At 38.3% G+C, this 24,115-nt stretch carries 25 protein-coding genes and 3 pseudogenes; 16 read left to right on the top strand and 12 right to left on the bottom strand.

Features of this window, described 5'->3' with window-relative positions; translation table 11 throughout:
• Together mobV and AC1RPR_RS07370 are read right to left on the bottom strand one after the other, a co-directional pair.
• Positions 1-413, bottom strand: a 413-nt coding sequence (gene mobV / locus AC1RPR_RS07365) for a MobV family relaxase (RefSeq protein WP_481763397.1), incomplete at its 3' end; no start/stop codon positions are given.
• 662 nt (positions 414-1,075) lie between these two features.
• Positions 1,076-1,474 (bottom strand): hypothetical protein, encoded by a 399-nt coding sequence (locus AC1RPR_RS07370; protein WP_405255021.1) that lies wholly within the window; start codon positions 1,472-1,474, stop codon positions 1,076-1,078.
• Between the two features lie 71 nt (positions 1,475-1,545).
• On the opposite strand from AC1RPR_RS07370, the gene AC1RPR_RS07375 reads away from it, so the two are divergent.
• The 3 genes from AC1RPR_RS07375 (at position 1,546) to AC1RPR_RS07385 (ending at position 4,243) form a co-directional block, all read left to right on the top strand.
• Complete coding sequence (locus AC1RPR_RS07375) at positions 1,546-1,830, top strand: hypothetical protein (RefSeq protein ID WP_481762425.1); 285 nt, start codon at positions 1,546-1,548, stop codon at positions 1,828-1,830.
• Positions 1,831-3,096: 1,266 nt separating this feature from the next.
• Entirely contained in the window at positions 3,097-3,906 is an 810-nt protein-coding gene (locus AC1RPR_RS07380) for a ParA family protein (protein ID WP_284065013.1), read from the top strand.
• A complete protein-coding gene (locus tag AC1RPR_RS07385; protein WP_284065014.1) occupies positions 3,899-4,243 on the top strand; it encodes a DUF5388 domain-containing protein in 345 nt (114 codons plus the stop codon). Before AC1RPR_RS07380 ends, AC1RPR_RS07385 begins: the two co-directional genes overlap by 8 nt.
• 46 nt (positions 4,244-4,289) lie before the next feature.
• Here AC1RPR_RS07385 and AC1RPR_RS07390 read toward each other — a convergent pair.
• Positions 4,290-5,136, bottom strand: a pseudogene (locus AC1RPR_RS07390) (IS30 family transposase).
• 128 nt (positions 5,137-5,264) lie between these two features.
• On the opposite strand from AC1RPR_RS07390, the gene AC1RPR_RS07395 reads away from it, so the two are divergent.
• Positions 5,265-5,834: a hypothetical protein gene (locus tag AC1RPR_RS07395; protein WP_481762424.1), complete on the top strand. Its 570-nt coding sequence runs from the start codon at positions 5,265-5,267 to the stop codon at positions 5,832-5,834.
• 104 nt (positions 5,835-5,938) lie between these two features.
• Here the strand turns inward: AC1RPR_RS07395 and AC1RPR_RS07400 are convergent, their stop codons facing one another.
• From AC1RPR_RS07400 to AC1RPR_RS07420, 5 genes and pseudogenes are all read right to left on the bottom strand, one after another.
• Positions 5,939-6,520: a recombinase family protein gene (locus AC1RPR_RS07400; protein WP_014216283.1), complete on the bottom strand. Its 582-nt coding sequence runs from the start codon at positions 6,518-6,520 to the stop codon at positions 5,939-5,941.
• Positions 6,521-6,811: 291 nt separating this feature from the next.
• A pseudogene (locus AC1RPR_RS07405) lies at positions 6,812-7,195 on the bottom strand (TrlF family ATPase); the annotation flags it as partial.
• Between the two features lie 722 nt (positions 7,196-7,917).
• Positions 7,918-8,139 (bottom strand): annotated as a pseudogene (locus AC1RPR_RS07410) (IS30 family transposase); the annotation flags it as partial.
• A 409-nt stretch (positions 8,140-8,548) separates the two neighbouring features.
• Positions 8,549-8,845: a DUF5839 family protein gene (locus AC1RPR_RS07415; protein WP_019040614.1), complete on the bottom strand. Its 297-nt coding sequence runs from the start codon at positions 8,843-8,845 to the stop codon at positions 8,549-8,551.
• Between the two features lie 563 nt (positions 8,846-9,408).
• Positions 9,409-10,062 (bottom strand): hypothetical protein, encoded by a 654-nt coding sequence (locus AC1RPR_RS07420; protein ID WP_481762423.1) that lies wholly within the window; start codon positions 10,060-10,062, stop codon positions 9,409-9,411.
• A 116-nt stretch (positions 10,063-10,178) separates the two neighbouring features.
• Between AC1RPR_RS07420 and AC1RPR_RS07425 the strand changes: the two genes are divergently transcribed.
• From AC1RPR_RS07425 to AC1RPR_RS07435, 3 genes are all read left to right on the top strand, one after another.
• Positions 10,179-11,354 (top strand): IS256 family transposase, encoded by a 1,176-nt coding sequence (locus AC1RPR_RS07425; protein WP_010492178.1) that lies wholly within the window; start codon positions 10,179-10,181, stop codon positions 11,352-11,354.
• Between the two features lie 182 nt (positions 11,355-11,536).
• Entirely contained in the window at positions 11,537-12,748 is a 1,212-nt protein-coding gene (locus tag AC1RPR_RS07430; RefSeq protein ID WP_481762422.1) for an NAD(P)/FAD-dependent oxidoreductase, read from the top strand.
• A 32-nt stretch (positions 12,749-12,780) separates the two neighbouring features.
• Positions 12,781-13,152: a DUF488 domain-containing protein gene (locus tag AC1RPR_RS07435; RefSeq protein WP_019039877.1), complete on the top strand. Its 372-nt coding sequence runs from the start codon at positions 12,781-12,783 to the stop codon at positions 13,150-13,152.
• Positions 13,153-13,332: 180 nt separating this feature from the next.
• Here the strand turns inward: AC1RPR_RS07435 and AC1RPR_RS07440 are convergent, their stop codons facing one another.
• From AC1RPR_RS07440 to folE, 3 genes are all read right to left on the bottom strand, one after another.
• A complete protein-coding gene (locus AC1RPR_RS07440; RefSeq protein ID WP_068222488.1) occupies positions 13,333-14,511 on the bottom strand; it encodes an IS256 family transposase in 1,179 nt (392 codons plus the stop codon).
• Positions 14,512-15,030: 519 nt separating this feature from the next.
• Positions 15,031-15,792 carry an SDR family oxidoreductase gene (locus AC1RPR_RS07445; RefSeq protein WP_481762421.1) on the bottom strand — a complete coding sequence of 254 codons (762 nt, stop codon included), beginning with the start codon at positions 15,790-15,792 and terminating at the stop codon, positions 15,031-15,033.
• Between the two features lie 8 nt (positions 15,793-15,800).
• Positions 15,801-16,448, bottom strand: coding sequence for a GTP cyclohydrolase I FolE (gene folE / locus AC1RPR_RS07450; protein ID WP_481762420.1), 648 nt, complete (start codon positions 16,446-16,448; stop codon positions 15,801-15,803).
• Between the two features lie 177 nt (positions 16,449-16,625).
• On the opposite strand from folE, the gene AC1RPR_RS07455 reads away from it, so the two are divergent.
• From AC1RPR_RS07455 to AC1RPR_RS07485, 7 genes are all read left to right on the top strand, one after another.
• Entirely contained in the window at positions 16,626-16,889 is a 264-nt protein-coding gene (locus tag AC1RPR_RS07455) for a transposase (protein WP_481762419.1), read from the top strand.
• A gap of 291 nt (positions 16,890-17,180) precedes the next feature.
• On the top strand, positions 17,181-17,459 hold the full coding sequence (locus AC1RPR_RS07460) for a plasmid mobilization protein (RefSeq protein WP_003625288.1): 279 nt from the start codon (positions 17,181-17,183) through the stop codon (positions 17,457-17,459).
• Complete coding sequence (locus AC1RPR_RS07465; RefSeq protein WP_050340497.1) at positions 17,449-17,751, top strand: type II toxin-antitoxin system YafQ family toxin; 303 nt, start codon at positions 17,449-17,451, stop codon at positions 17,749-17,751. The genes AC1RPR_RS07460 and AC1RPR_RS07465 overlap by 11 nt, the downstream gene beginning before the upstream one ends.
• A 550-nt stretch (positions 17,752-18,301) precedes the next feature.
• Positions 18,302-18,769 carry a Dps family protein gene (locus AC1RPR_RS07470; RefSeq protein ID WP_003587210.1) on the top strand — a complete coding sequence of 156 codons (468 nt, stop codon included), beginning with the start codon at positions 18,302-18,304 and terminating at the stop codon, positions 18,767-18,769.
• A gap of 247 nt (positions 18,770-19,016) precedes the next feature.
• Positions 19,017-19,760, top strand: a complete 744-nt coding sequence (locus tag AC1RPR_RS07475) for an ABC transporter ATP-binding protein (RefSeq protein WP_014975086.1) — start codon at positions 19,017-19,019, stop codon at positions 19,758-19,760.
• Positions 19,738-20,985 carry an ABC transporter permease gene (locus tag AC1RPR_RS07480; RefSeq protein ID WP_014975085.1) on the top strand — a complete coding sequence of 416 codons (1,248 nt, stop codon included), beginning with the start codon at positions 19,738-19,740 and terminating at the stop codon, positions 20,983-20,985. Before AC1RPR_RS07475 ends, AC1RPR_RS07480 begins: the two co-directional genes overlap by 23 nt.
• A gap of 4 nt (positions 20,986-20,989) precedes the next feature.
• Entirely contained in the window at positions 20,990-21,661 is a 672-nt protein-coding gene (locus AC1RPR_RS07485) for a TetR/AcrR family transcriptional regulator (protein WP_481762418.1), read from the top strand.
• 103 nt (positions 21,662-21,764) lie between these two features.
• On the opposite strand, the gene AC1RPR_RS07490 is transcribed toward AC1RPR_RS07485, so the two are convergent.
• On the bottom strand, positions 21,765-21,947 hold the full coding sequence (locus AC1RPR_RS07490) for a hypothetical protein (protein WP_224142993.1): 183 nt from the start codon (positions 21,945-21,947) through the stop codon (positions 21,765-21,767).
• 174 nt (positions 21,948-22,121) lie between these two features.
• Between AC1RPR_RS07490 and trxA the strand changes: the two genes are divergently transcribed.
• A complete protein-coding gene (trxA, locus tag AC1RPR_RS07495; RefSeq protein ID WP_010276702.1) occupies positions 22,122-22,448 on the top strand; it encodes a thioredoxin in 327 nt (108 codons plus the stop codon).
• A gap of 10 nt (positions 22,449-22,458) precedes the next feature.
• Complete coding sequence (locus AC1RPR_RS07500) at positions 22,459-24,102, top strand: FAD-dependent oxidoreductase (RefSeq protein WP_481762417.1); 1,644 nt, start codon at positions 22,459-22,461, stop codon at positions 24,100-24,102.
• The last annotated feature ends 13 nt before the right edge of the window (positions 24,103-24,115 follow it).

Consider the following 24,115-nt stretch of genomic DNA (forward strand, 5'->3'; position numbering starts at 1 on the left):
GACTTTTTATCATCAAAAACCACTGGGACAAAGGCATAGTGCAAGTGAGGGGTTGTCTCGTCATAATGCACGACAGCGGCCACGGCATTTTCTTGACCATAACGGTCATTTAGAAATGCTGTGGTTGCTTCAAAAAAGGCGCTCTGTTGCTCGTAGGACGCTTCTGCGAGTTCTTCAGGTAAAGTGACAATCCAAGTCGCTAACGCCTTTACATCGTCTCTTTTCATGCAATAAACGTCATTTAAACGCGCATTGAAGCGTGAAAGCATATCAGAACCATCAGCCATGAGCTCCTGATTCAGATAGGTTTTCGACACATCAATTTCTTTGTTAGTGTGATGGACAGTTTTACGTTCAAAATGGACCGCTAAACCAGGGACTGCGCCACGCGTATTTTTCTTTAAATGTGCCATCAAAAATGCCTCCTCGAAAAAGATTTTCCAAGACCAGTATAACACCGTTAAAAATCTGGTATAGCCTGTTATACCAAAATGCTATTTTGGACAGGCTCTGCGAGGCGAGTCATCGACAAGCGCTGACCGTAGCGTTTCCCCTTCCTGCTGGGGAAACTGCTATTTTACAGCGCCTATTATCCGGCTTGTAAAACCTCCGGCGGGTCACGCCATGACGGGGCAATCTATCATTGCATGATCACCTTCAGCGGGAGCATGTCATGCAGAACGCTACCCGCGCAGGGCAAGCTGGTGTCAGCTTAACCACATTAAAATAATCTGTAAACGTAAGTGTATAATAACAAAAAAATTGTAGTGGACTATCGCAATTAATAGGTGTTATACAATAAAAGCAAACAAAAAGGCACCCTTAAGGTGCCCACATTATTTTAACGATCATTAAGATCATCAAAATAACGTTTAATTGCGAACGTCACAACAGCAACACAGATTGCGTTGAACAATTGTGTGAGTTCTTGAAAAAAGTAAATCATGGAGTCTAAACCTCCTTGCCGTTGCAGTTATAGTAGGAAACAACAGCTTTTTAAGTATATCATGTTTTGAAATACCAATAATATAATGTTATAATGCTAATAGAAGAAAGTACATGGAGACTAACCTCTCTAGTAAAAAGGGCTAGTGCGTAGGAACACCAGCTCTTTTTGTTTGTCTTTTTTTGAAGCAAGTTTCCTTTCAGGGCAAGACAGTGTATAATTATAAACAATAATTGCCATGAAACAGCTCTGCTGTTTCAAAGGCTTGCGCCAGTGCGCTGGGCAAGCCTGGTGGCCCATTTTAAAATCCAGTGACGCCAACAATAACCTGGCTAACCTGTCATTTTTCACAATTAAAGACGCTTCAAAAAATTTCTTTAACCCCCAAATCACTAATAGGGGGGTTAAATTTACAAAAAAGCCAACAGGCAAACAACCCTCATGCTTACGGGGCGTAGGGTTACAGCGAAATAATATTCGTGTATAAATTGATGTAATAATGAAATTTTGATAATAAAAATTGGCCATTAAATGGCATTTTTTATTAGATAAATCATTTTAAAGGTTCTATCACGCGGTTTGTGATTAAGGAGGCATATATGACCTATAATGCGATCAAAGGACGCTTTACGCGCGTGGCGCCCGATAAAACAATCTTGTATGGCGAGAAATCCTATACGTTTGCCCTAACACCAGAACAAAGTGACCAGGTTGACCAGGCTGTTTATGCGGTTGTCCTGGCCAAAAATTATAAAACGACCTCTTTCTCGATTGATGAGAAGTTAACCTTGTCTGACGAAGAAGTCGCCCAACACAAGTTGGTGGTCCGTTTACGCCTCCGCAAAAAGCACAAACAGCCGTCTCATAAACCGCTCACGGACTAAAATTTCACAAATGACAAAAGCCTTGTTGCTGGGATTGTGAGAGGTAGACCAATTAATTTGAGCCAGATTCACAAGACGTGATCACAGAAAAAGCGCCAAACCCTATTTATTTCAGGTTTGGCGCTTTTTAGTTTAGATAAGCGACATTATGTTAAGCAGCTATACCACTTGCTGCTTAACATAATGCAAAATTAAACAAAGTAAAGCGCTCAATCCGTGTGGTTGTGGGCTCTTTATTTTACAACTTTGTGAAATGAAATTGGTATAGGTCAAGTAACAATACGAAACCTTGATTTAATAGGATTCTTCTTTTAGAAAAGTTAGTGAAATTTCATATGTATTTTTCCTCAAATTAGTTGACTTAGTGGGTCACCCCTGCTTGATTGAGAGGTTGGTTGAGCGGTGAATGGCAAAGTTGTACCCTAGTCACGAGCAAATTTTAAATAAAAAAATAAGCGTCGCACTAGAGTACAACTCAACTATTTACTTGACCGATCGGCCGTCTCACGTATTTAGTTAACCTCGTAGCTGTTGTCTTTCGACAAACTAACCACCCTATTAATTACTGCCCTAATAGCGTTGTGATTAGTTACCGTGCTCGTAAGCACCAGTAAACCGCCCTGACCCTTATTGGTGGTCACCACCATTCATCACCCACAATACGAGGCCGTTGCTTATGTGATATAGCCAGTTGTTATTGCGGTCGCACTGGCAAACGTGTCTATTTAGTTTGGACTTTATCCATGCAGGTTGGCTTCTACATTGTCAAAATTCGCCACACATGCTACAATACAGTTAATTTGATTAAACTGTTTAGTTACGCCCGACTGCAATCGGGGGTGGCTTTTTTTATATTAAATTTTGATTGCATCTCACAATTTGTGAGGTGCTTTTTTGTTTAATGTAATTATAATTGTTTTATTGCTATAATGTCAACATTTTTTTAAATAGCACTACGTAGTGCTATAGTCCTGTAGTGCTAGAACTAGATAGTGCAATAGTTTCGTAGTGCAATAGTGCAACGGCTACAGCACTATTGCACTACTGCACTATCTAGTTCTGTAGTGCGTTGATATATCAGCTTTTCCAACCAATTTACTATCTAATTGCTAGAACTACAGAACTATTGCACTATTGAACTACTTAGTTCCGTAGTACTAGAACTAGATAGTGCTAGCACTATTGCACTACAGAACTATTGCACTAGACTTATTGACAGTAGGAACTACATAGTGCTACTATTAAAAAAACGGAGGTGCATAACATATGACCCAAATAATAACCTTTGGCAATTTCAAAGGTGGAGTAGGTAAAACTAGTAATTCGACTATGGTAGCCCTTGAATTAAGCAATCGCGGCTATCAAACGTTATTAGTAGACCTTGACCCTCAAGGAAATGCCACAAACTTATACCTAAAAACTAAGCTAAATATCAGCAATGAAGTAGGGCATTTTAAAAAAACATTGATGGCCAGCATAGAAGACGGTGACTTATCAAATTCATTAATTAATATTAAAGAGCATCTAGATTTGCTGGCGTCTGCACCTGATTTTGCATTATATCCGCGATATATGGAAAAACACCATGAATATTTAGATAGGGTTACAGCCTTTAACACATTGCTTAATCCTTTAAAGGAAAAATATGATTATATTATCATTGATATTCCACCTACAATAAGTCTCATTACTGATAGTGCACTGTATGCATCTGATTATTGCTTAATTATTATGCAAACTCATGAACATAGTTTTGAGGGTGCAGAAGCGTTTATTAAATATATTCAAGATGAAATAGTTAATGAATACAAAGCACCTAGGCTGGAGTTGGTGGGCATATTAGCCGTATTACTCCAAGCAGGCGCACCTGTTGATGAAGCTACAGTTTCTAATGCTATTTCAGAATTTGGTGAAGATAACATATTTAAAAATAAAATTCATTCAATGCAAAGACTCAAACGGTATGGAATTACTGGAATTACATTCGGTTCCAAATTCGACAAGAGGGTTTTTGATGTATACAAAAACGTAACTGATGAATTGCTATCAAGAATTGAGGTGATTGAGCATGGCTAATTCATTAATTCGATCCAATAGAAATAATACAGAAAGTAGTATTCCCAAGCCTGAAAAGCAAGCTAAAGCATCAGATTTCGTGAATCCCGCAAAAGATAAACCAACTAATAAAGAAATTAGTTCCGTAACGTTCAACACCAATCTTAAAATTAGCAACCATACTAGAAATAAACTTCAAGCAATGTCAATGATTGGATATGCAGAAAATCAACGTTTGTCTGTCGAAACGGCCATACATTCTTTCTACGAGCAGTTATCTATTAACGAACAAAAAGAATTTGATTTGCAAGTTTCCACTTTGGAATCACGCGATGTAAAAATGAAAAGCAAAAAATAATCACTCTTTATTATAAGGCAGATTGCAAGAAATAACTTGAACAAATTTAGTAACGCAGATTACGCAAAAAGATCTCAATCGGTGTTCGCCAATTTAAACATTTGAGTGGTCGGGAATTCAAATACCAGTTAATTTGAATCAATTCATCATCGGTAATCTCATCAATCGGTTGACCTTTGGGAATGAAGCGGCGTAGTACTCGGTTGCGATTTTCATTACTGCCTCGTTCATGTGGCGAATAAGCGTGCGCAAAGTACAGCGGAACACCGGCCTGTTCTTCAATCAAATTGTAGTTGGCGAATTCTTTCCCATCGTCAACAGTAAGGGTCTTGAGATTATCTCCTAACTGGTTAGCCAATTCTAAAATAGCCTTGGTCATTGAAGTACTATCTCGTCCATTAAGCCGTTTAACGATGGTAAGCCGACTCTTACGCTCGACAAACGTAGCTACTGCTTGACCTTTACGTTTTCCAGATAAAACTGTATCAGCTTCGAAGTGACCTGAAGTATTACGATCAGAAATTTCAGCTGGACGATCTTCGATGGAACGTCCATGACTAAAACTACCACGGGGTTCTTTAGATGGTTTTGTAGGCAATTCTAACTACATGAGCCACTTGTTCAATTGACCATTTTTGGATCTTGATTTTTTCTTCAATCAATCGCTTTAGGTTAGTCGTTAAGATGGTTTTACGACCACGATGACTAAGTTTAACTTCATGGTCAGTTTGAGCCCTAACTGCGTTATACTCACCAGCTAAGTGATGAACCTCATTAAAGATAGTGGTTTTACTAAAGCCTAAATAATCGGCAATATATTGAAGTGAGTGTTTTTCATGATGAAGTGTTTCGATGACAACGCGGTCTTCAAATGATAAAATAGTGGTGCCCATAAAGGTCCTTCTTTCTAGTGGAATGTTGTGGTGACACCATTAAAGACCTTTATGGGTTTTTCTGTCCACTAATATGTTCAACTTAAATTTTACAATCTACCTATGTAAAAATTCCTTCCTTTTGAGAGATGATTTATTCATTATACCCTCTCTTAAAAGTTGTCTCAGGAATCAGCTTACATCCAATATTTTATGATGTTCCTTTAGATACAGTTTTAAGTTGGGAATCTAGTCTTAATTACTTCGGCACAGTTTATGGATCTCTTTTAGGTTTTTTAGGTGTTATTATCACAATTTTGTATACACAAAATCAAGTCGCTAAACAAAAAAAGGAAGCCGATTTGATTAGAGTGAATGATAATGCGATATCTGTAATGCCATATATGCATATCAAATTTATAGGGAGTGCTAATTTTACAAGTTATAAACATTACGATTTAGAACTGAATGCCAGCGAGGGGGAGAACGCTGATCAAACAATCTATATGCATTACAAGGTTACTAATAAAGGAAAAGGAGCCGCTACAGAATTATATTTATTTACCCCAAACGACTCTGATACAGAATTCAACCAACTGATTTCCTATGACCAAAGCCACATAGATTTTATAGATATAAGCGAGGAAAAAGAACTTAGAATAAAAATAAATGCTCCTATGTCAATAAATGGCACATCTTTTTCTAAACACTCGTTCTAATTCTGTCGGAATTAAACCAGCTGATGTAATTTGAGGTTCGGATTACCAAGTCCTCAAAATTGTAAATAATTTAAAATATCCTTTTTCATGATCTTTCACCTGTCTTAGATTTTAGAAGTATCACTTGGTTTCTCAATTAACTTAAACCGTCGCTGCTGCGTGCGTTTACTAATCCCCGTTTTTCGTTCAATCATCTTGTAGGTCATGCCTTGTTTTCGCAGCTCATAAGCAAATCTGATTTGTTCATCAGAATACGTTTTCGGTCGCCCTTCCCGAAACAACGGATCATGTTGCTTGGCATACAATTTACCTTCTTGTGTGCGCGTGACAATCATATCGCGTTCAAACTGCGCAAAGGCGCTAAATATTGTAAAGACTAATTGGCCAGTCGGCGTATTGTCAATTAAGCCCATATTCAAAATGTTGACTTTGACATTTTCTTTAAACAACTCTTGGATAATGGCTAATGCCTCGCGCGTGTTCCGCGCAAACCGATCCAGCTTAGTGACAATCAAAGTATCACCTGTTTTTAGAGTGCGCAACAGTTTTTGAAACTCCGGTCGTTCAGTAGTTGTGCCGGTAAACTTTTCCTGAAAGATTTTTCCTGCTCCTGCCAATTTTAGTAACTCAATTTGATTTGCTAATTTTTGATCAGTGGTACTGACCCGCGCATAGCCATATTTCATCTTTTTATCTCCTTACTTATGTCATTAAGTAATGACACGGTTCTAACCCTTTAATTATACAGTATCAAAAAAGAGGCCACAACTGTTAAGTTGTGACCTGAATGAAAGGCTTTAATTATTATATTCGACTTTCGTGAATGCCATCATATCCTTCTGCTTTAACAACATCTATAGTGGAATGACGTTATCAGAATATTCGTGTATTAACTGTTTACCCGTTAATCATTGCTGAACCCGTAAAGCCAGTGTTTTAGAGCATTAATTGGATCAGTAACATCGCACATTGTTCTATCAAACACCTCTACTGAATGCATATCTTTCTTCACGTTTCTGAAATGCACGTTTTCCACCCTCTAAGACTTCGCAAATTTCGGTTTGCATAGCTGGATTTTCGATAGGGCCTTGTCTATATTTAAATTTTCGTCCTTTACTTGTTTTGGAATCCATCTCTTCTGAAGCTAAAGTCACACATTCACTGTCTCCGCCAACCAAAACGTTTGCATTGTGAGTAACGACAAATAGCTGTCGGTGTTGTTTCTGTTGCCTTAAATAAGAAACGAGTTCATCATAGATAGCCTTATTATCAAGCTCATCTTCAGGCTGATCGATCAAAAATGGCTTATCATCCTTGTCCAAACTTAGTTGCATCATTAACAAGATAAATGCCTGCTTACCCCCGATACTCTAAACAGGGGGATTAAATACAACGCCTGTGCCTGAGCACGGGGTATAAGGATTAGCATGACGGCGCTTACATAAAAATTAACTGTTACTGACATAGAATGGATGTAACCGTTGTTGGCTCCTATGATGTAATTACGGACAACTTGTTCACTATAATTATTTCAAAGGAGTCTTTTATTATGACCATTAAATATTCGAATCGATACTCGCCTGAGTTTAAGTCATCTATCATGTTACTACACAAAAACAACCGCTCAGCTGATTTCTTAGCTAAGGAATACAACGTTAGTGTCTCCACCGTTACTAAATGGATGAATCAGGCTGATCCCAATAATTCCAAGGTCCCTTCGGATCATGAGTGAGCCCTAATCGAGGAGAATCGACGACTTAGGGAGGAACTCGATATTTTAAAACGAGCGGCATGCTATTGACAAAAAAAGAATGGTGAGAGAGCGAACGGTCATCTTAGAAATGATTTAGGCTAGTTTACAAGCCCAGCACCGCATTCCTCATATTTTAAAAACGCTAAAGTTTTCCAGTTCAACGTATGATGGTTATTGTCATTGGTAACCCAGCAAAACTTCTCGTCGGAGTCAATTAGTCAAGCAACAGTTACTAGCTATTTGGCTTAAATATCCAATGTATGATGGTAAATTACAAATTTAATCTGATTTTTTTGGCAAATTGGTCAACATAACTTGGTAAAGTGTTTGTCAGTTGGGTACTTTAAGCGGTCTCTGATTAATTTGTAGTAACGTAGTTGTTAAATCTTGAGTACCAATGTGTTCAAAACAATTCTATTTAGGGTAAAAATAACGTAAGTTCTGATTAAATCGTTCATTACTGCCGCGTTCAGCCGGCGTGTAAGCATGGCAGTAATAGGTCTAAATACCGTATTGTGATTCAAATGATATTAGATTGCTAAACTCAGTGCCGCAAGGTAGATTGTAAAATCAATCCGAAGGAAGTTTGAACAAAAACTATTTTTTAAGTTGCTCAAGCCTATTCGACCTTCACTCTTATTACATGTATAGAGCCTACTATTCATTAGAGAATAGGCCATCAGCATAACTGGCACATATAAATCAACTGTTAACCAGTCAATAGTTTTGGCGACTACTACCATCATTCTATCAATTCATTTAAATTCTTATATCCATCAGCAAGTATTAGCATTCTAAATCTAGTGGAATAATAGCTAAGTTAAACTTATATACTGGGCGCAAAATATGTATTCACAACTGCCACCATGGCTATTTCAAGTATGTTTTACATTAGCACTTCTTGTTAGCAAAAATGGTCCATAACAATGTTAATGATTCCACATTGTTATAGACCACTAATCTATTTAAGCAGTTCATCAAAGGTTTGATTAACCGTCTCTTGATCACGATTGTTCGTAAAGACTTTAACTGATTGTAAGTCACTCAAATCATTGGCAACTTCCTTCGTCGCATAAATCATAACTGGGGTGCGCTTCGCAAACTGGGTTTGGACTAACGCCACATTACCAACTACCGGGGTGCCCTTCGTCTTTTCGGTAATCCGCCACTTATACAACTTTTTCATATTCAAAACATGTTTTGCCCGCTCATCAGGATCATGCACAATATGATAGGCCATTAACACATTATCAGCCATGTTGATTCCTCCCATTATTGGCCAGTAGTCATTTCTTAACACCATTAGTATACGTGCTGAGCCCTCAAACTAGCAATTATTTGAACCAAGCCACCAATCGATCAAACCAAGCTTGGTGATGACCAGTTTGGGCCATCTTAACTACTTTAGTAACCGTTGACTTAGGTGCTGGAGTCGTTGGTTTTGCTGGGTTACCAGCATACTCCGCGGTTTTATCAGCTTTTGGCGTTACGGTTAGCTTACCGTCCTTATTGCACGTTGATGCTTGTCAAAAACTTGGCAACCTTCTTTCGTGGTAATTATTGCAACAACCCTGCTCGTCGTCTTGGATCCGGCAGACCTGGAACTGAATCTGGCTATTCGGGGCTGGTGCCCTCTGTGTGGTGACAGCAGCATGTATATCAAACCTTTACCATCTTCAAACACGAAATTAGCTTGCATACTGTTTGATAAATATCGCCTAATTTGGACAATCCTACTGAACTATTGCAGGTGGCATCAGTTCATACAGCCAAGTAAAGCCAATAAGGTATACCCTAGTGGCTATTTTCGGTTTAGTACTATTAATTCAGCTTTTCTATACTCAATGACCTTAGTTCCTCTTTTTTGAAGTATTGTGTCGCAAAGCAAAAAGAAGGTTGTATGCCTAAGTTTGTACCAGCTTCATTACCATAATTTGATTTTTTGTATGGAAACACAATGCCCAATCTGAATTCGTTTTGTATTGAGTACTTCATTGACTTCGTTCCTAGCATGCCTCGGCCAACTTGCTCCACAGACTTTTTACCTTCAAAATAGTCTTTTTCAAGTTTGTCCATTCTATTTACGTAATCCGTGATATACCAAACTTTTCGAGCAAATATTGTTGTTTCTTTTAGGATACCTTCTCGCTTACCTGCTTGGCACTCCTTAATTACATTCAATAAGTGAATCATATTTTGATAAGGAATAAAAATAAAGTCACGATTCTTGCCTAATTTTTCTTCGCATTTTATTAATGAGCATGATATTTCTTCCTTTACAAAACCGTTTTTGTCAAAGGAGTTTATATCTAGTTCTGTAAAACTAGTTATAAAAGCTGGCATGTCTAACGCTAGCTTTTCAAGTTTTCCCTCAAATTTATCATCAATTAAGTTATCAGCAGCTTCTTCACTATTTTTTGTAAAAGTATCAATATTTGATAACCATATAGATTTGAGATTAAAAAAGTTTTTCATATACTTTCTGTCTACAAGAGAGTGTAAAATATTTTGTGTAAATGAGTATTGAAAAAAGGAAGACCTTCCCCGTATGATTATAAGCGTCTAAACCAAATCAACGGAGGTCTTCCCCTATGAATCAGTTTAACAAAGAATTGGCAAATGTACTACTATCTCATGGTGATTTAAAAGAAGTTTTTAGAAAACAACTGCAGGATACATTAAATACGTTACTTCAAGCCGAGTTAACTTCTGTTCTAGGCTACGATCCTTATGATCGTCAAGGTTTCAACTCTGGTAACTCTCGAAATGGCCAATATTTTCGTCAAATTGATTCAGAGTATGGAAAGCTGAGTATCTGTGTCCCACGTGATCGCAAGGGCGAGTTTAAGGCTAACTTAATCCCACCTTATTCTCGAAGAGTAGATGCACTGGAAACGACGATTATACAGTTATACGAAAAAGGAATTACAACTCGAGAAATAGCTGACTTAATCGAAAAGATGTATGGAACTCATTATTCACCCACTACGATTTCCAACATTACAGCCATTGTTGAGGATCAAGTGACTGCTTATCATCAGCGGCGGTTTAGTTCGACAGACTACGTCTGTCTTTTCCTTGATGCAACTTATGTGCCCTTACGTCGTGATACGGTTCAAAAAGAGTCGGTTTATGTCGCTTTAGGTATTAAAGCAGATGGTCATAAAGAAATTTTAGATTACTGTATTGCACCAACGGAAAATTCAGAAGTTTGGTCCGAATTACTAACTGGTTTAGTCAGTCGTGGTATTAAACACGTCCAGTTAGTCATCGCAGATGGCTTAGTTGGCTTAGATTCAGCGCTTAACCACAATTATCCTCAAGCTAAATTTCAACGCTGTCTGATCCATATGTCACGGAATATCATGCAGAAAGTTCGCGTAAACGACCGTGCAGAGGTCGTTAATGAGTTCAAAGAACTCCACAGAGCAAAAACACGTGATGAAGCCCAGCTAATTTTAAATCGTTTTATCGATCATTGGGAGTCAAAGTATCCTCGAATGGTTAGAAATTTAGCCAGTACGTCTAATTTACTAACCTTCTTAGAATTTCCTCCGAGTATTCGCAGAACAATTTACTCAACGAACATTATTGAATCATTCAATAAAAAGCTGAAGCGCAAGACAAAAGTCAAAGAACAATTTCCAAATGAATCAGCACTTGACCGTTTCCTTGCGACAATTATCTTAGAGTACAACGAGAAATACTTCGGCAGAGCTCATAATGGCTTTAAGCAGTGCCAAGATACTTTAGAATCAATGTTTTAAGCTAGACAAAATGATACGAAGAAGTCTTCTTGTTATTTACACAAACTTCTTGACGCTCTCGTCCTTTTTGGATGGTGTTTTTATTTGGTCAATCGGCTAGACTAACAAGCCGATATTTTGCGTGGTTATTCTTTTTGCATTAGACTTAAGTTATAATTCGAATTCAGATTAGGAGGATCTCTATGAAGTTTGATATTGTAGTTGTCGGTGGTTCAACGGCCGGATTTTATTTGGTGAAGGCATTACGGACTAAAGGTTTTTCAGGTAGTATTTGTTTAATTGATCGCGAAGACGCACTGCCTTATAATCGTTATAAATTATCTAAAAATTGGCTGACAGGCAAGAAGTTAGATGCACCTATTTTTAAACCGGAATCGTTCTTTGCTGAAAATGAGATTAAGTTACAATTAAATACCGAAGTTGTGGCGGTTCATGATGAGAAGAAGAAAGTTGTCACAGCAGATCATCAAGAAATTACTTATGGTCAACTTGTTCTAGCTATGGGTGCAGAGTCACGTCATTTGCACTTGCCTAATGATGACGCTGAAGGAATTTTTTACTTAAGAAGTTATCACGATGCGATCAAGATTAAGCAGTGGAGCGAGCAAGTTAAAGATGTGGTCTTAATTGGCGCTGGGTTTATTAGTTTAGAATTGGCTAGCTCCTTTAGAAAGTTAGGCCTTAATGTCACAGTTGTTGAACATGGTCAACATCCATTGGGACGTGTAGTTGGTCCACAGGCTTCAGAATATTTCGTTAAGATACATCAAGAACAGGGCGTCAAATTTGTTTTAGGTAGTGGTGTTGAATCGTTTACGCATGACCAACAGCATCAAGTCACTGGGGTGGTAACTGATACGGGTGCAACAATTCCTGCACAAATGGTTGTTGTTGGTGTTGGTGCAGTTCCTAACACGTCAATTAAAGCAGATCATTTGGAATTAGGGCAGAATATTGCCGTTAATGAATATGGCGAAACAGCACTGAAAGATGTTTACGCTGTTGGCGATGCTACTATTTGGCCGTTCCAGGGTGAAGAGATTCATGTGGAACATTGGGAAAATGCGCAAAGTCACGGTAAAAATGTTGCCGCTAATCTGATCCAGCCACAAAGTCAGCCTTATGATGTCTTACCATATTTTTGGACAGATCAGTATGATCAAACCTTTGAATATTTAGGTCATACGACTAAGTGGGATCAAACTTTTATCCGCGGTAATCTTGATTCTGGTAAGTTTACAATTGCTTATGTTGATGAAAATCAAGTACCATTGGCTATTTTGTTTGCTAATGGTAATGACGAGCGTGCTGACGTTACCGAATTAATGTCACACCGTCAACCATTAGATTCAGAACGGTTTGCCGATACTAATCAGCCATTATCCACGTTATAAAATGTGATTTTTAAAAGGAGGTTCAAGTTGTTATGCCACAAATTAAATTAATTCGCACTTATGATCAAGCAGCAGTTAAACGGGCATCTGGTTATAAAATTTTAGTGGATCGCTTGTGGCCTCGGGGGCTCGCTAAAGCTGATTTACCTTATCAATGGTGGCTTAAAGAATTAGCGCCAAGTTCTGAGTTAAGGAAATGGTTTAATCATCAAGAAGAGCGCTATCCTGAATTCAAGCAACGCTATCTTGCTGAAATTGCCGCCAATCCATTAAGTGCAGCGGTGCTTGATTTTATTAGTCTCTGTTTACAAAGTGAAGATGTAATTTTAATTTATGGTGCCAAAAACGAGCAACACAATCAAGCTGTGGTTTTAAAAGCATGGTTAGAACAAAAATTGGAATAAGTTATACCTGATAAAAAGCTTGGATCACTTGATTCAGGCTTTTTTATTTAGCATTAATTGACTTGTTTAGTTAAGAGCATAAAATATAAGTAAAGTCATTAATCAGCGTCAAAAAATCAGAAACTGTCAAATCTTTTGTGTAAATAGATCTTTCTCATAGATTGATTTTTTATTCTTTATTTAATCAAAGTAAGATTCTAAGGTGTTCTGAACCTGACCAAAGCCTTTGTGGATTCGCTTGAAATATCGATCATTGTAGCTCATTGCTTGTATTCCAATAAAAGTATCAAGCGACTGTTCAGTTGGAAACTCTGCTTTAGGTTTGGCTTTGCGCTTAACAACATTATTAAAGGATTCAATCATGTTAGTTGAATAGATTGAACTTCTGATCTGTTTCGGATAGTTATAAAAAACTAGCAGGTCCGGCTCGATGTCTTTCAGGTTTCTTATGACATGATTATAACTCTTGTCCCATTTGGCATAGAAGGCATGCAATACATCAACAGCAGCTGCTTTATTGGCTTGCTGGTGAATCTGCTTGAATTCGTTCATAATTGCCTCACGGTCTTCTACACGTACTTTAGCGCAGATATTACGCATGACGTGAACCAAACAGCGCTGGAAGTGAGCTTTAGGATAAGTTTGCATTAGTGCAGTTTTCATACCCACAACACCATCTGATAAAAATAATTCAACTTGTTTAAGGCCTCTGCTTTTCATATTTTGAAGCAACTCCGTCCAGACTTCGATATTTTCGCTAGGAGCTATGCAATAATCGATCACTTCTTTGTGACCGTTGGGCTTGATACCAATGGCAATATATACTGCTTCTCGTTCAAAAGTTTCTCGACGCAACGGTATATACGTTGCATCAAGATAAACACAAAAGAACTTATCGCTCAGTTTATGCTTGTGATAAGCCTCAACTTTAGGAATCATTTGCTTAGAGATATTAGACACTTGAGCGGGACTATAATGGCTGCCATACATTTTTTCGATCAAATTAGCTATTTCTCTAGTGGTTACACCTTTAGAATAAAGCTTTATAACCATATCTTCTAAGAGATCAGTATGTTGTTTATAGTCTGGCAGAGTGTGTTGATGAAACATACCATTGCGATCTCGTGGCACCTGGATTTCAATTGATCCAAACTGGGTATCAATTTTACGGAAATACGCGCCATTTCTAGAATTACCAGTATTCCAGCCGTCTCTTGCATAAGGATCATAACCTAAAAAGGCAGTTAATTCAGCTTCTAACAAGTCATTAACTGCTTGCTGGAGTTCTTTGCGCAATAAATCGTTTATTTTGTCTTGATTGAATAGAGCTTGAGCCATATTTTTGGTAAAATCATTCATGAAGGAGTTCCTCTTTCTGTATGTGTTTTTTGTTCAAACCAATCATACGAGAAAGGAACTCCTTTTTCTAATGTTTTTGAAAATTAATTTAAGGAATCATTCATCCTTACACAAACTATTTTACAGTCTCCAACGGTTAGCAGAACCAATGCTGGTGCAAGTGTTTCGCAATGCGATTGCACATGATTTGACACTGGAAGTGAATGCTAAAAGTATTGTTTTGCGTCATAATTTAGGCTATATGAATATGCGATTGAGTTATGGCAGTCACTTGGTGGCACTAAATTCACTTTAGGTTCTGATGCACATGAAGTGGCGCATTTCGAATTGGGCTTCCCGGAACTGAAAGACATGTTAAGACACCATGGTGTTCAATAACTGGTTATATTTGCTGGCGGCGTCGGTCAAAGTGTGGCTATTTAAAATTTATCAAGAATAGAAATAGCCTTCCGAAAATATTGAGTGATTTTCGGAAGGCTAATTTTATACCATATTTAGTTGTTACTAGTAGTTTAAATTTTAGTCATGACGATGAATAATATTTTCGCCGCCAGCTAAGTTAATGATGTTGCCGGTTAAATAGTCTGAATCTTCTGCACATAAAAAGGCAATAACGCGAGCAACATCTTCACCAGCAGCTTTTCGTTTAGTCTGATTAGGTGCAAGTTTCTCGGCTTGTTCAATGTCAGCTTCTTTAAGATCAGCTTTAATATCACCGGGGCAGACCATATTTGCAGTAATTTGATGGTCTTTTTCTTCAAGCGCTAAAGTTCTAATCGCCGCGGCCACACCAGTTTTAGCGGCGGCATAAGCACCACGATATTGCCAACCCGAGACTTGGTCAATTTGGTCAAAGCCTAGCGCAATAATGCGGCCCCAATTTTGTTTTTCCATCATAGGTACCGTTGCCTTAACTAAATAGAAAAAACTATCAAGGTTAGCACTCATCATGTCATGCCACTGGGCTGGGGTATGGTCGACGAGTTTTAATTTATCGTGAATAAAGGGACCAGCGTTAAGAATTAAAATATCTAAGTTACCAAAATCAAGTTTAATTTGTTCAATCATTCGTACCACGTCAGCTTGTTGGCTTACATCGCCTTGGTAAAGGCGAGCATTGACTTGATAGCATCGTGCCAAATCTTGTTGTAATTGTAACGCAGCTGTTTGACTGTGTCGGTAATTTAAGGCTAATTGATAGCCTGCTTGAGCAAGTTTATGGGCCATTTGCACGCCCAGTCCCGTAGTACTCCCTGTAATAAAAGCGACTCTTTTACTCATTAGTGACCTCACTTAATAGCAGTCATAAATTCTGACCGCAATTGGCTATCTTTAATGTAAGCACCACGACTAGCCAGCGTGAAAGTTTGCGCTCGTTCTTTTTTAGCGCCGCGACTTGAAACACATAAATGCTTCGCTTCAATAGCTACCATAACCCCTTTAGGCTGCAAGACGGTATCAATTGCATCGGCAATTTGATTCGTTAAGCGCTCTTGAACTTGGAAACGCCGCGCGTAACCTTCAACGACCCGTGCAATTTTGGAAAGTCCGGTGACTTTTTGATCAGGAAGATATGCAACGTGAGCTACGCCAAAGAAGGGTGCAAAATGATGTTCGCACATCGAATAAAATTCGATATCTTTTACAATAATAGGATCATTTTGTTGAATATCAAAGACTTTTTCTAGATGGGCAGTAGGATCTTCGCGGTAACCACTGGTGTATTCAAGAAAGGCTTTTACCACACGAAAGGGCGTTTTATCTAAATCGGGATTATTGTCGTCTTGACCACAGAGAGCCATTAAAGTTTGCAGTGCTTGTTCGATTTGTTGAACATCAGTTAACTTTTGCTGTAATAGTTCTGAGTTATTTGCAGTTTCGAAAAAATAGCTGGCAAGTAATTCAGCTTCATTGTAATGATCATTGTTTGTTGTCATGATATGAATCTCCTAACTCAATAATAACTTAAGTCTACTTCAAGTTCATGATTTTGAACAACGATTTGTTTTCAACTTTGCATCAAAAAAGACGAGTCTGCTCCTATACTGAAATTTGGTACCAAATTCATTAGATTTTGTGTCATAATGATAAAAATCAGAATAGGAGTTTTTTTTATGAAATATTATTCAGATGAATTTAAAAACAACATCGTTAAGCTTTATCACAATGAAAATCGTTCAAAGAAATCCTTAGCCAATGAATATGGGGTTCATCCAACCACCATCAGTCATTGGATCAAGCGGGCCAAATTAGTTGAACTACCTGACGGTGGCGTAACGAGTGTTGAAGCCTTCAAGCGACTACAGAAAGAAAACCAGCAGTTAAAAGAAGAAAATGAAATTTTAAAAGCAGCGGCGGTGTTACTGGGAAGGCATTAGGCAAAGTTAAAGCCATAGACTTTATCAACGAACAATTATGTAAACACCGCCTCTGGATAATCTTGAAAGCCTTAGGGCTTTCTAAAAGTACGTATTATCATTGGAAACACTATCAGATAAGTCGTCATGATAAACAAGATACGATTTTAAAAAGCCAGATCTTTGATGGGTAAGACAACTTGTTGCATAAGCTGTTAGTTCCTTTACTTTAAAATTAATTTAGTTGCAGAAAACTTAAAAATCGAATATTATAATGTAGTACGATGGTAAACTTAAAGGAGGCGGATTAGTATGAGTAATACTATTATTAAAAACAAGACAATTTCAACTCGTGTAACACCTGACATTAGTGAACGGGCTAAAGCTAATCTAGCAAAACAAGGGCTAACCGTTTCTGAGTATATACGCTTATCGTTAGTTAAAGCGGCCAATAATGAAGTTCGATTAGTCAGCTTTTTAGATTCTCCGGAAGCCTTAGCCGCTAAAAAAGAAGCAGAAACAGGGCAGGTCAAAAACATTGGTTCATTGACTGACTTTGAAGATTGGATCGATAAGTTAGATGCAAATTAAACAGGCCAAATCTTTTGAACGTGAATTAAAAAAACTAGTCAAAAAACATTTCCCAATAACTGTCTTGAAGCCTTGTTTAGAAGCAATTGTTGAACAAGATGTACTTGTTTTGAAACAGATTAAAGATCATGCATTAAAAGGAAATTGGCGTGGCTATCGTGAATTTCACCCTGCCAGATATGGAAACTATGGTAAAAATTATGACAACTGGATTGTTATTTATCAGCTAGATCATGATGAATTGATTTTGTTATTGGTTGCAACTGGCTCCCATGAAATCTTGAATCAATAACTATAGTTTAGGGGCACTTATAAAAAAATAAATTAAAATAGCCCCCAATATCTATAATATAGATATTGGGGGCTATTTTAACAATGATTTTGAGGGGCGATTTGGTAAGTTATAGACCCTATATATTCATAGCCCCTTTCTGTTTGGTGTTAAAGTATTAGTCATCGATGTCATGCACTATCTTGTTTAGCTCCGTTTTGATGGAACTGGAAATATTTTCTAAATTGAAATGATTATATATTTCTTTATCCTTAAGCATCCTTTTTTGTGCCTTATTTAATTTACACTCATTGTTACCCACTACCCATTCATCCTTTGTACGTATAAAGGGATTTTGCGCACTTTCCTTTAACGCGTTTTGAACATCTTCATAAGGTAAATAAAATTCAATTGTAGATTTATTTAATTTTACAATCTACCATATAACGTCTCCATCTTTTCAAAACGACTTAATTCTACGGGCTATAAATAACTTAATTTGCCAGTGTATAACGTTTCAGATTAAGCTACCACTATGTTATAATAACCATATCAAAAGGAGATCAATCTAATGAAATATACGAAAACCAAAGCAGTATTAAATCAACTCGTTGCCGATTTGAGCCAGATGTCAATGATTATCCATCAGACGCATTGGTACATGCGTGGACCCAACTTTTTGAAGTTGCACCCCTTGATGGATGAGTTCATGGAAGAAATTGACAGCCAACTCGATGTCATTTCTGAACGGCTGATTGCGCTTGATGGCAGTCCTTACTCGACCTTAAAAGAAATGGCCGAAAACACTAAGATTCAAGACTGGCCTGGTGAATGGGACAAAACAACCCCAGAACGCCTCGCACACTTAGTTGATGGCTATCGTTACTTGGAAGACCTTTACCAACACGGCATTGAAGTATCCGATGTTGAAAAAGACTTCAGTACCCAAGATATTTTCATTGGTCTCAAAACCGCAATTGAGAAGAAAATCTGGATGATTCAGGCAGAGCTTGGATCGGCGCCGGAAATTGATGAATAAAATAATATTAAAAAATCGGTAGGCTTAAACATTGCTAACGCTTATATCAGTGCTGCTATTTAATTAAAATGCGACATCCCAACAACGGGGTGGCGTATTTTTGTTTGCAATGCGGTGACAAATGGGCCGGAAACAAAATAAGTGAGTGATAACTTATTTTAATGTTGACAAACCGATATGTACTGAATTATACTAAAGCCATTAAGTGAGTGAGTATATACTCACTTTGAGAAAGAGGGTTATTAAAATGGCAACGGATTATGTCATCGCCAAGCAGGTCAGCAAGCACTTTGGTCATCAGCAAGTGCTCAATCAGATTGATTTGACACTGCCGGCTGGAATGATTTATGGTTTGATTGGGCCATCAGGAGCTGGGAAGACCACCTTGATCAAGAGTATTTTAGGGATGGAAGTTGTGGATAGTGGCACTGTTAAAGTCATGGATACGGTGATGCCCAATAGGGCGGTAATGGCACAAGTAGGGTATATGGCCCAAAGTGACGCTTTGTATGAGACACTAACGGCCCGTGAAAACCTAACCTTGTTTGGGCAATTGATGAGCGTTCCAAAAATAAAGTTAGCACAGATGATTGATTATGCAGCAGGATTAGTTGATTTAACGTCCCAATTAGACAAGCGGGTCAGTGGCTATTCGGGTGGGATGAAACGGCGCTTGTCGTTGGCAATTGCCCTGATTCAGGATCCCCAATTATTGATTTTAGATGAACCGACCGTTGGGATTGATCCAGAATTACGGCAACAAATTTGGACCGAACTAAATAAGCTCAAGGATACCGGTAAGTCGATGCTCGTGACAACGCATGTCATGGACGAAGCAGAACGGTGTGATTATCTCATGTTGATTCGGCACGGGATTGCGCTTGCTGAGGGGACACCCGCGGCACTGAAACAACAGTATGCAGTAGATACGATCGAACAGGTCTTTATGAAAGCGGGGCGGATGCAAGATGCGAACGATGGCAATAGTTAAACGAGTTTTTAAGCAAATGTTACGTGATAAGCGTACCTTGGCGCTGATGTTTTTGGCACCATTGCTGATTATGACGCTGATGTATTTCTTATTTCAAAACAACACGACGCAAGTAGCAAGCTTGGGTGTTCATCATGTAGACCAATCCGTGGTTAACGTGATCGATACCAAAAACGTGACGATTCATCATTATGATAGTTCACAGGCACGGAAAATGATTAAGCAGCATGATCTAGATGGCTATTTGACTCAGAAAAATGGTCAATTGACGATTACTTATTCAAATAGCAATCCAACCAACACGTCTTTAATTAAGGCGAGTTTACAATCAGGATTAGTCAAGTTGAAAATGAAGACGCTGGTGACCGTTACTAAGAAACAGCGCGCGGCCCTTGAATCGCAACAAGCCGCTTTGAAGAAGCTGACAGCAGCCCAGACACAAGCAACGGTGACCAAGCTGAAGACTGCCATTGCACAAGCCCAGGCCCGCGGTGACCAGGCAACTGCTGAGAAATTACAAAAGCAACTCAAGCAGGCCACAGCCACGACGTCTAGTTCGACTCAGTCAGCTAAAGCAACCAGTTATACGACTAAGTCTCATTATATTTATAGTAGTAGTGATTCAACGTTCTTTGAAAACTTTTTTCCAGCCTTTCTCGGTTTCTTTGTCTTCTTCTTTGTGTTCTTGATTTCTGGCGTTTCACTTTTGAATGAACGCACTACTGGAACCCTAAGCCGGCTACTTGCAACCCCAATTCGACGGAGTGAAATTATTATGGGCTATCTAATTGGTTATGGGGGCTTTGCCATCATTCAGACTGTCCTGACCGTTGTTTTCACAATTACGGTCTTCAAGATTCACTTAGTTGGTAGTATTTGGCTGGTCTTTCTGACTAACTTATTATTAGCGTTAGTAGCTTTGACCTTGGGTATCTTTATTTCCACCTTTGCTAACTCAGAATTTCAAATGATTCAGTTTATTCCACTGATTGTTGTACCACAAATCTTTTTTGCTGGGTTGGTTCCAGTCGATGGCATGGCCAGTTGGTTGCAAGCAATTGCCCACATCATGCCGTTATACTATGGTGCTAATGCGATGACGGCTGTTGTGACAAAGGGTGCTGGGCTTGGCGATATTGGTGTCAATTTGTTAATATTAGTAGGGTTTATGGTCGTACTAACAATGTTGAATATTGTTGGAATGAAACGTTATCGGAAGGTGTGAGGATATGGAACGACCACGGATACGGGATTATTTTCAACAGGATCTAAGTCAGAATGAAACGATTACACCTAAGCAACGGGCCATCCTCCAGGCAAGTCTCGATTTGTTTGCTGAAAAGGGTTTTGACCAGACCAGTACTAGTGATATTGCACAACGGGCCGGCGTTGCGGAGGGGACGGTCTATCGGCGGTATAAGACTAAGGCTGCCTTACGGGATGCCATCTTAGCACCAATTACCGCGCACATTGTGCCAATCTTAGTGAGTGATTTTTCAGAGGATGAATTACGGCAGCGTTATCCCAGTCTACAGGCATTCGTCACAGCAATTTTTACGGACCGAGTTGCATTTGCTAAAGCTAACGTGAAAGAGTTAAAGGTCATTTTTGAAATGGCAGCTTTTGACACCGAACGACGCGAACAGATTCTTAGCCAGATTGCGCCTAAGATGGTCAAGCAGATGGGAAGTGTCATAAATCAACTAAAAGCAGATCATTTGATTGTGGATTGGCCGAATGATTTGATACTGCAAAGTTTGTTATCGCAGCTATTCGGTTACCTAGCGCAGTTAATGCTGGAATTGCCGGGAACTGAAATTGAGCGCGAACAAGCGTATTTGATTACGGTGATGACCAAAATATTGACCCCGGGTGAACATGATCAAATTACTGGTCAGTGAGCTAACTGTTACTTGATATAAACTAAAGCCACTTCTGTACTTAGCGGTCATTTGAACGCTAAGTACAGAAGTGGCTTTGGTCGTTGCTACGCGTGTTCGTTTGTTAATCTGCTAGTATCGTCATTTTATTCAACAAACTAGTTTGTAACTGGCTGAGTGTGGTCGTCATGTAGACCGAGTAAAGATCTGGGTTGACGAGCCGCTGGGTTGTTCGTGGGAGCTCGGCAAGTTTAGCCTGGGTCGTTGCCTGAATGGTTGTAACCGGAATTGACGTGGTGTTGGACAAATCTACCGGCGCGAGTAATTGCTCTTATACTAAAAAAATAGTCCAATTTATTGACTTCTGAGCATGTTGATGAGATTGCTAAAAACTAAGAAAGAAGGTAATATATACCCTAGGGGGTATATATTACCTTCTTTCTTAATCATAGAAACCTAGAATATTTGGAGGAAAGCAGAAATGAGTGCAACAATCAAAGAAATTACTGATAGTACATTTGAAAATGAAACACAAGAAGGGGTTACTTTGACCGATTTTCGTGCTGATTGGTGCCCGCCATGCAAGATGATGGACCCTATACTACAACACTTATCAGAAGAAAATCAATTAGGCGGTAAAATAAAGTTTACCTCAGTAAATATCGATGAAAATAAACAGGTTGCCAGCCAACTAGGCATTCAAGGTATCCCCACGTTAATTATTAAGAAAAATGGTCAAGTCATTGATAAAATTGTTGGATTTCATCCTAAAGATGAAATCGAAAATACTTTAAAAAAGTATATCTAAGAGGTATAACATGAGGATTATTATAGTGGGGGGGGTAGCAGCCGGTATGTCAGCTGCTACTAGACTGCGAAGGCTATCTGAAAAAGATGAAATTATAGTCTTCGAAAAAGGCCCTTTCGTTTCTTTTGCAAATTGTGGGTTACCTTACCACATTAGCAAAACGATTAAACATCGCTCCCAATTAATTGTGCAAACCGCTGATGATTTAAGAAGTAGGTTTAATATAGATGTACGTGTTAACAGTGAAGTGACCCATATTGATAGAGATAATAAGATGATATCTGTCAATCATGATGACCAACAAGAGAAGCTATATTATGATAAATTAATATTATCTTTAGGATCTAGTCCTGTAATACCTAAGATTAAGGGGCTTCATACTCAATCAAACATTTTTCAATTACGTAATATCCCTGATTTAGATAACATTATGAGCCATTTAGATGAGAGTATTAAAACGGTTGCGGTACTTGGTGCTGGATTTATTGGTATAGAAGTTACTGAAAATTTGATTAAGAGAGGTTTTTCAGTCAATCTTATTGAACGTTCTAACCAAATATTGCCAAATCTTGATATTGAGATGGCACAGTCGATTACGAATGAGCTCATAAAAAATGACGTTCGTATCAATACGGGAACTACTATAAATAAGGTGAGCAGAGACATTCTTTATTTAGATAATGGTATGTCAATACAAGCTGATGCTGTTATTATTGCTGCAGGAATTCGACCAAATTCTGATATAGCCATAGCTGCAGGCCTAAAAGTTGGGCCCAATAAAGGCATTGTTGTGGATCATGATTTTAAAACAAGTGACTCTAACATTTATGCAATTGGTGACGTTATCAGTGTTATTCATCAAATTACTGAACAGGAAACACTAATTCCATTAGCGGGACCAGCAAACAGACATGGGCGACAAGTTGCTGATGCTATTCACGGTTTATCTATTAAAAATAAACCTGAGATTGGCACATCAATCGTTAAGGTTTTTTCTAAATCAGCTGCAAGTACAGGTATTAATGAAAAACAAGCAAAGCAACTTGGTTTAAATTATCATGTGACTCATACTTTTTCTTATCATCACGCAAGCTATTATCCTGGCGCAACACAAGTTATGATAAAACTTATTTTTACAAATACTGGTGATATTATAGGTGCCCAAGCTGTTGGAAATGAAGGGGTAGATAAGCGTATTGATCTTCTTGCAACGGCAATCAAATTTAGGCTGAAAGTAGATGATTTACCTGAACTGGAATTAACGTATGCTCCTCCTTTCGGAGCAGCTAAAGATCCCGTTCATATTTCCGGTTATGTGGCTGAAAATATTATTAATAGTCGATCTCATAATATTCAATATAATGAATTAGAGAATTACAGGCGTGATGGTTACTTATTAATTGATGTACGATCTTCTCAGGAAATTAGAGCTATGGGATTAATTAATGGTTTCATAAATATTCCGTTAGAAAAAATACGAGACCGTATTAATCAAATACCAAAAGATACTGGTATCATTGTATCGTGTGCTACAGGTCAACGAAGTTATACAGCTGAACGAATATTTATTAATAATGGATTCAGAAATGTCAAAAATCTTGATGGTGCGTTTTCACTGTATCAGTTGATGTATCCACAAAACATTGTAAAATAATTGACTTATGAGG

Source organism: Dellaglioa sp. CoH-57-MRSF-22 (genome assembly GCF_056781895.1).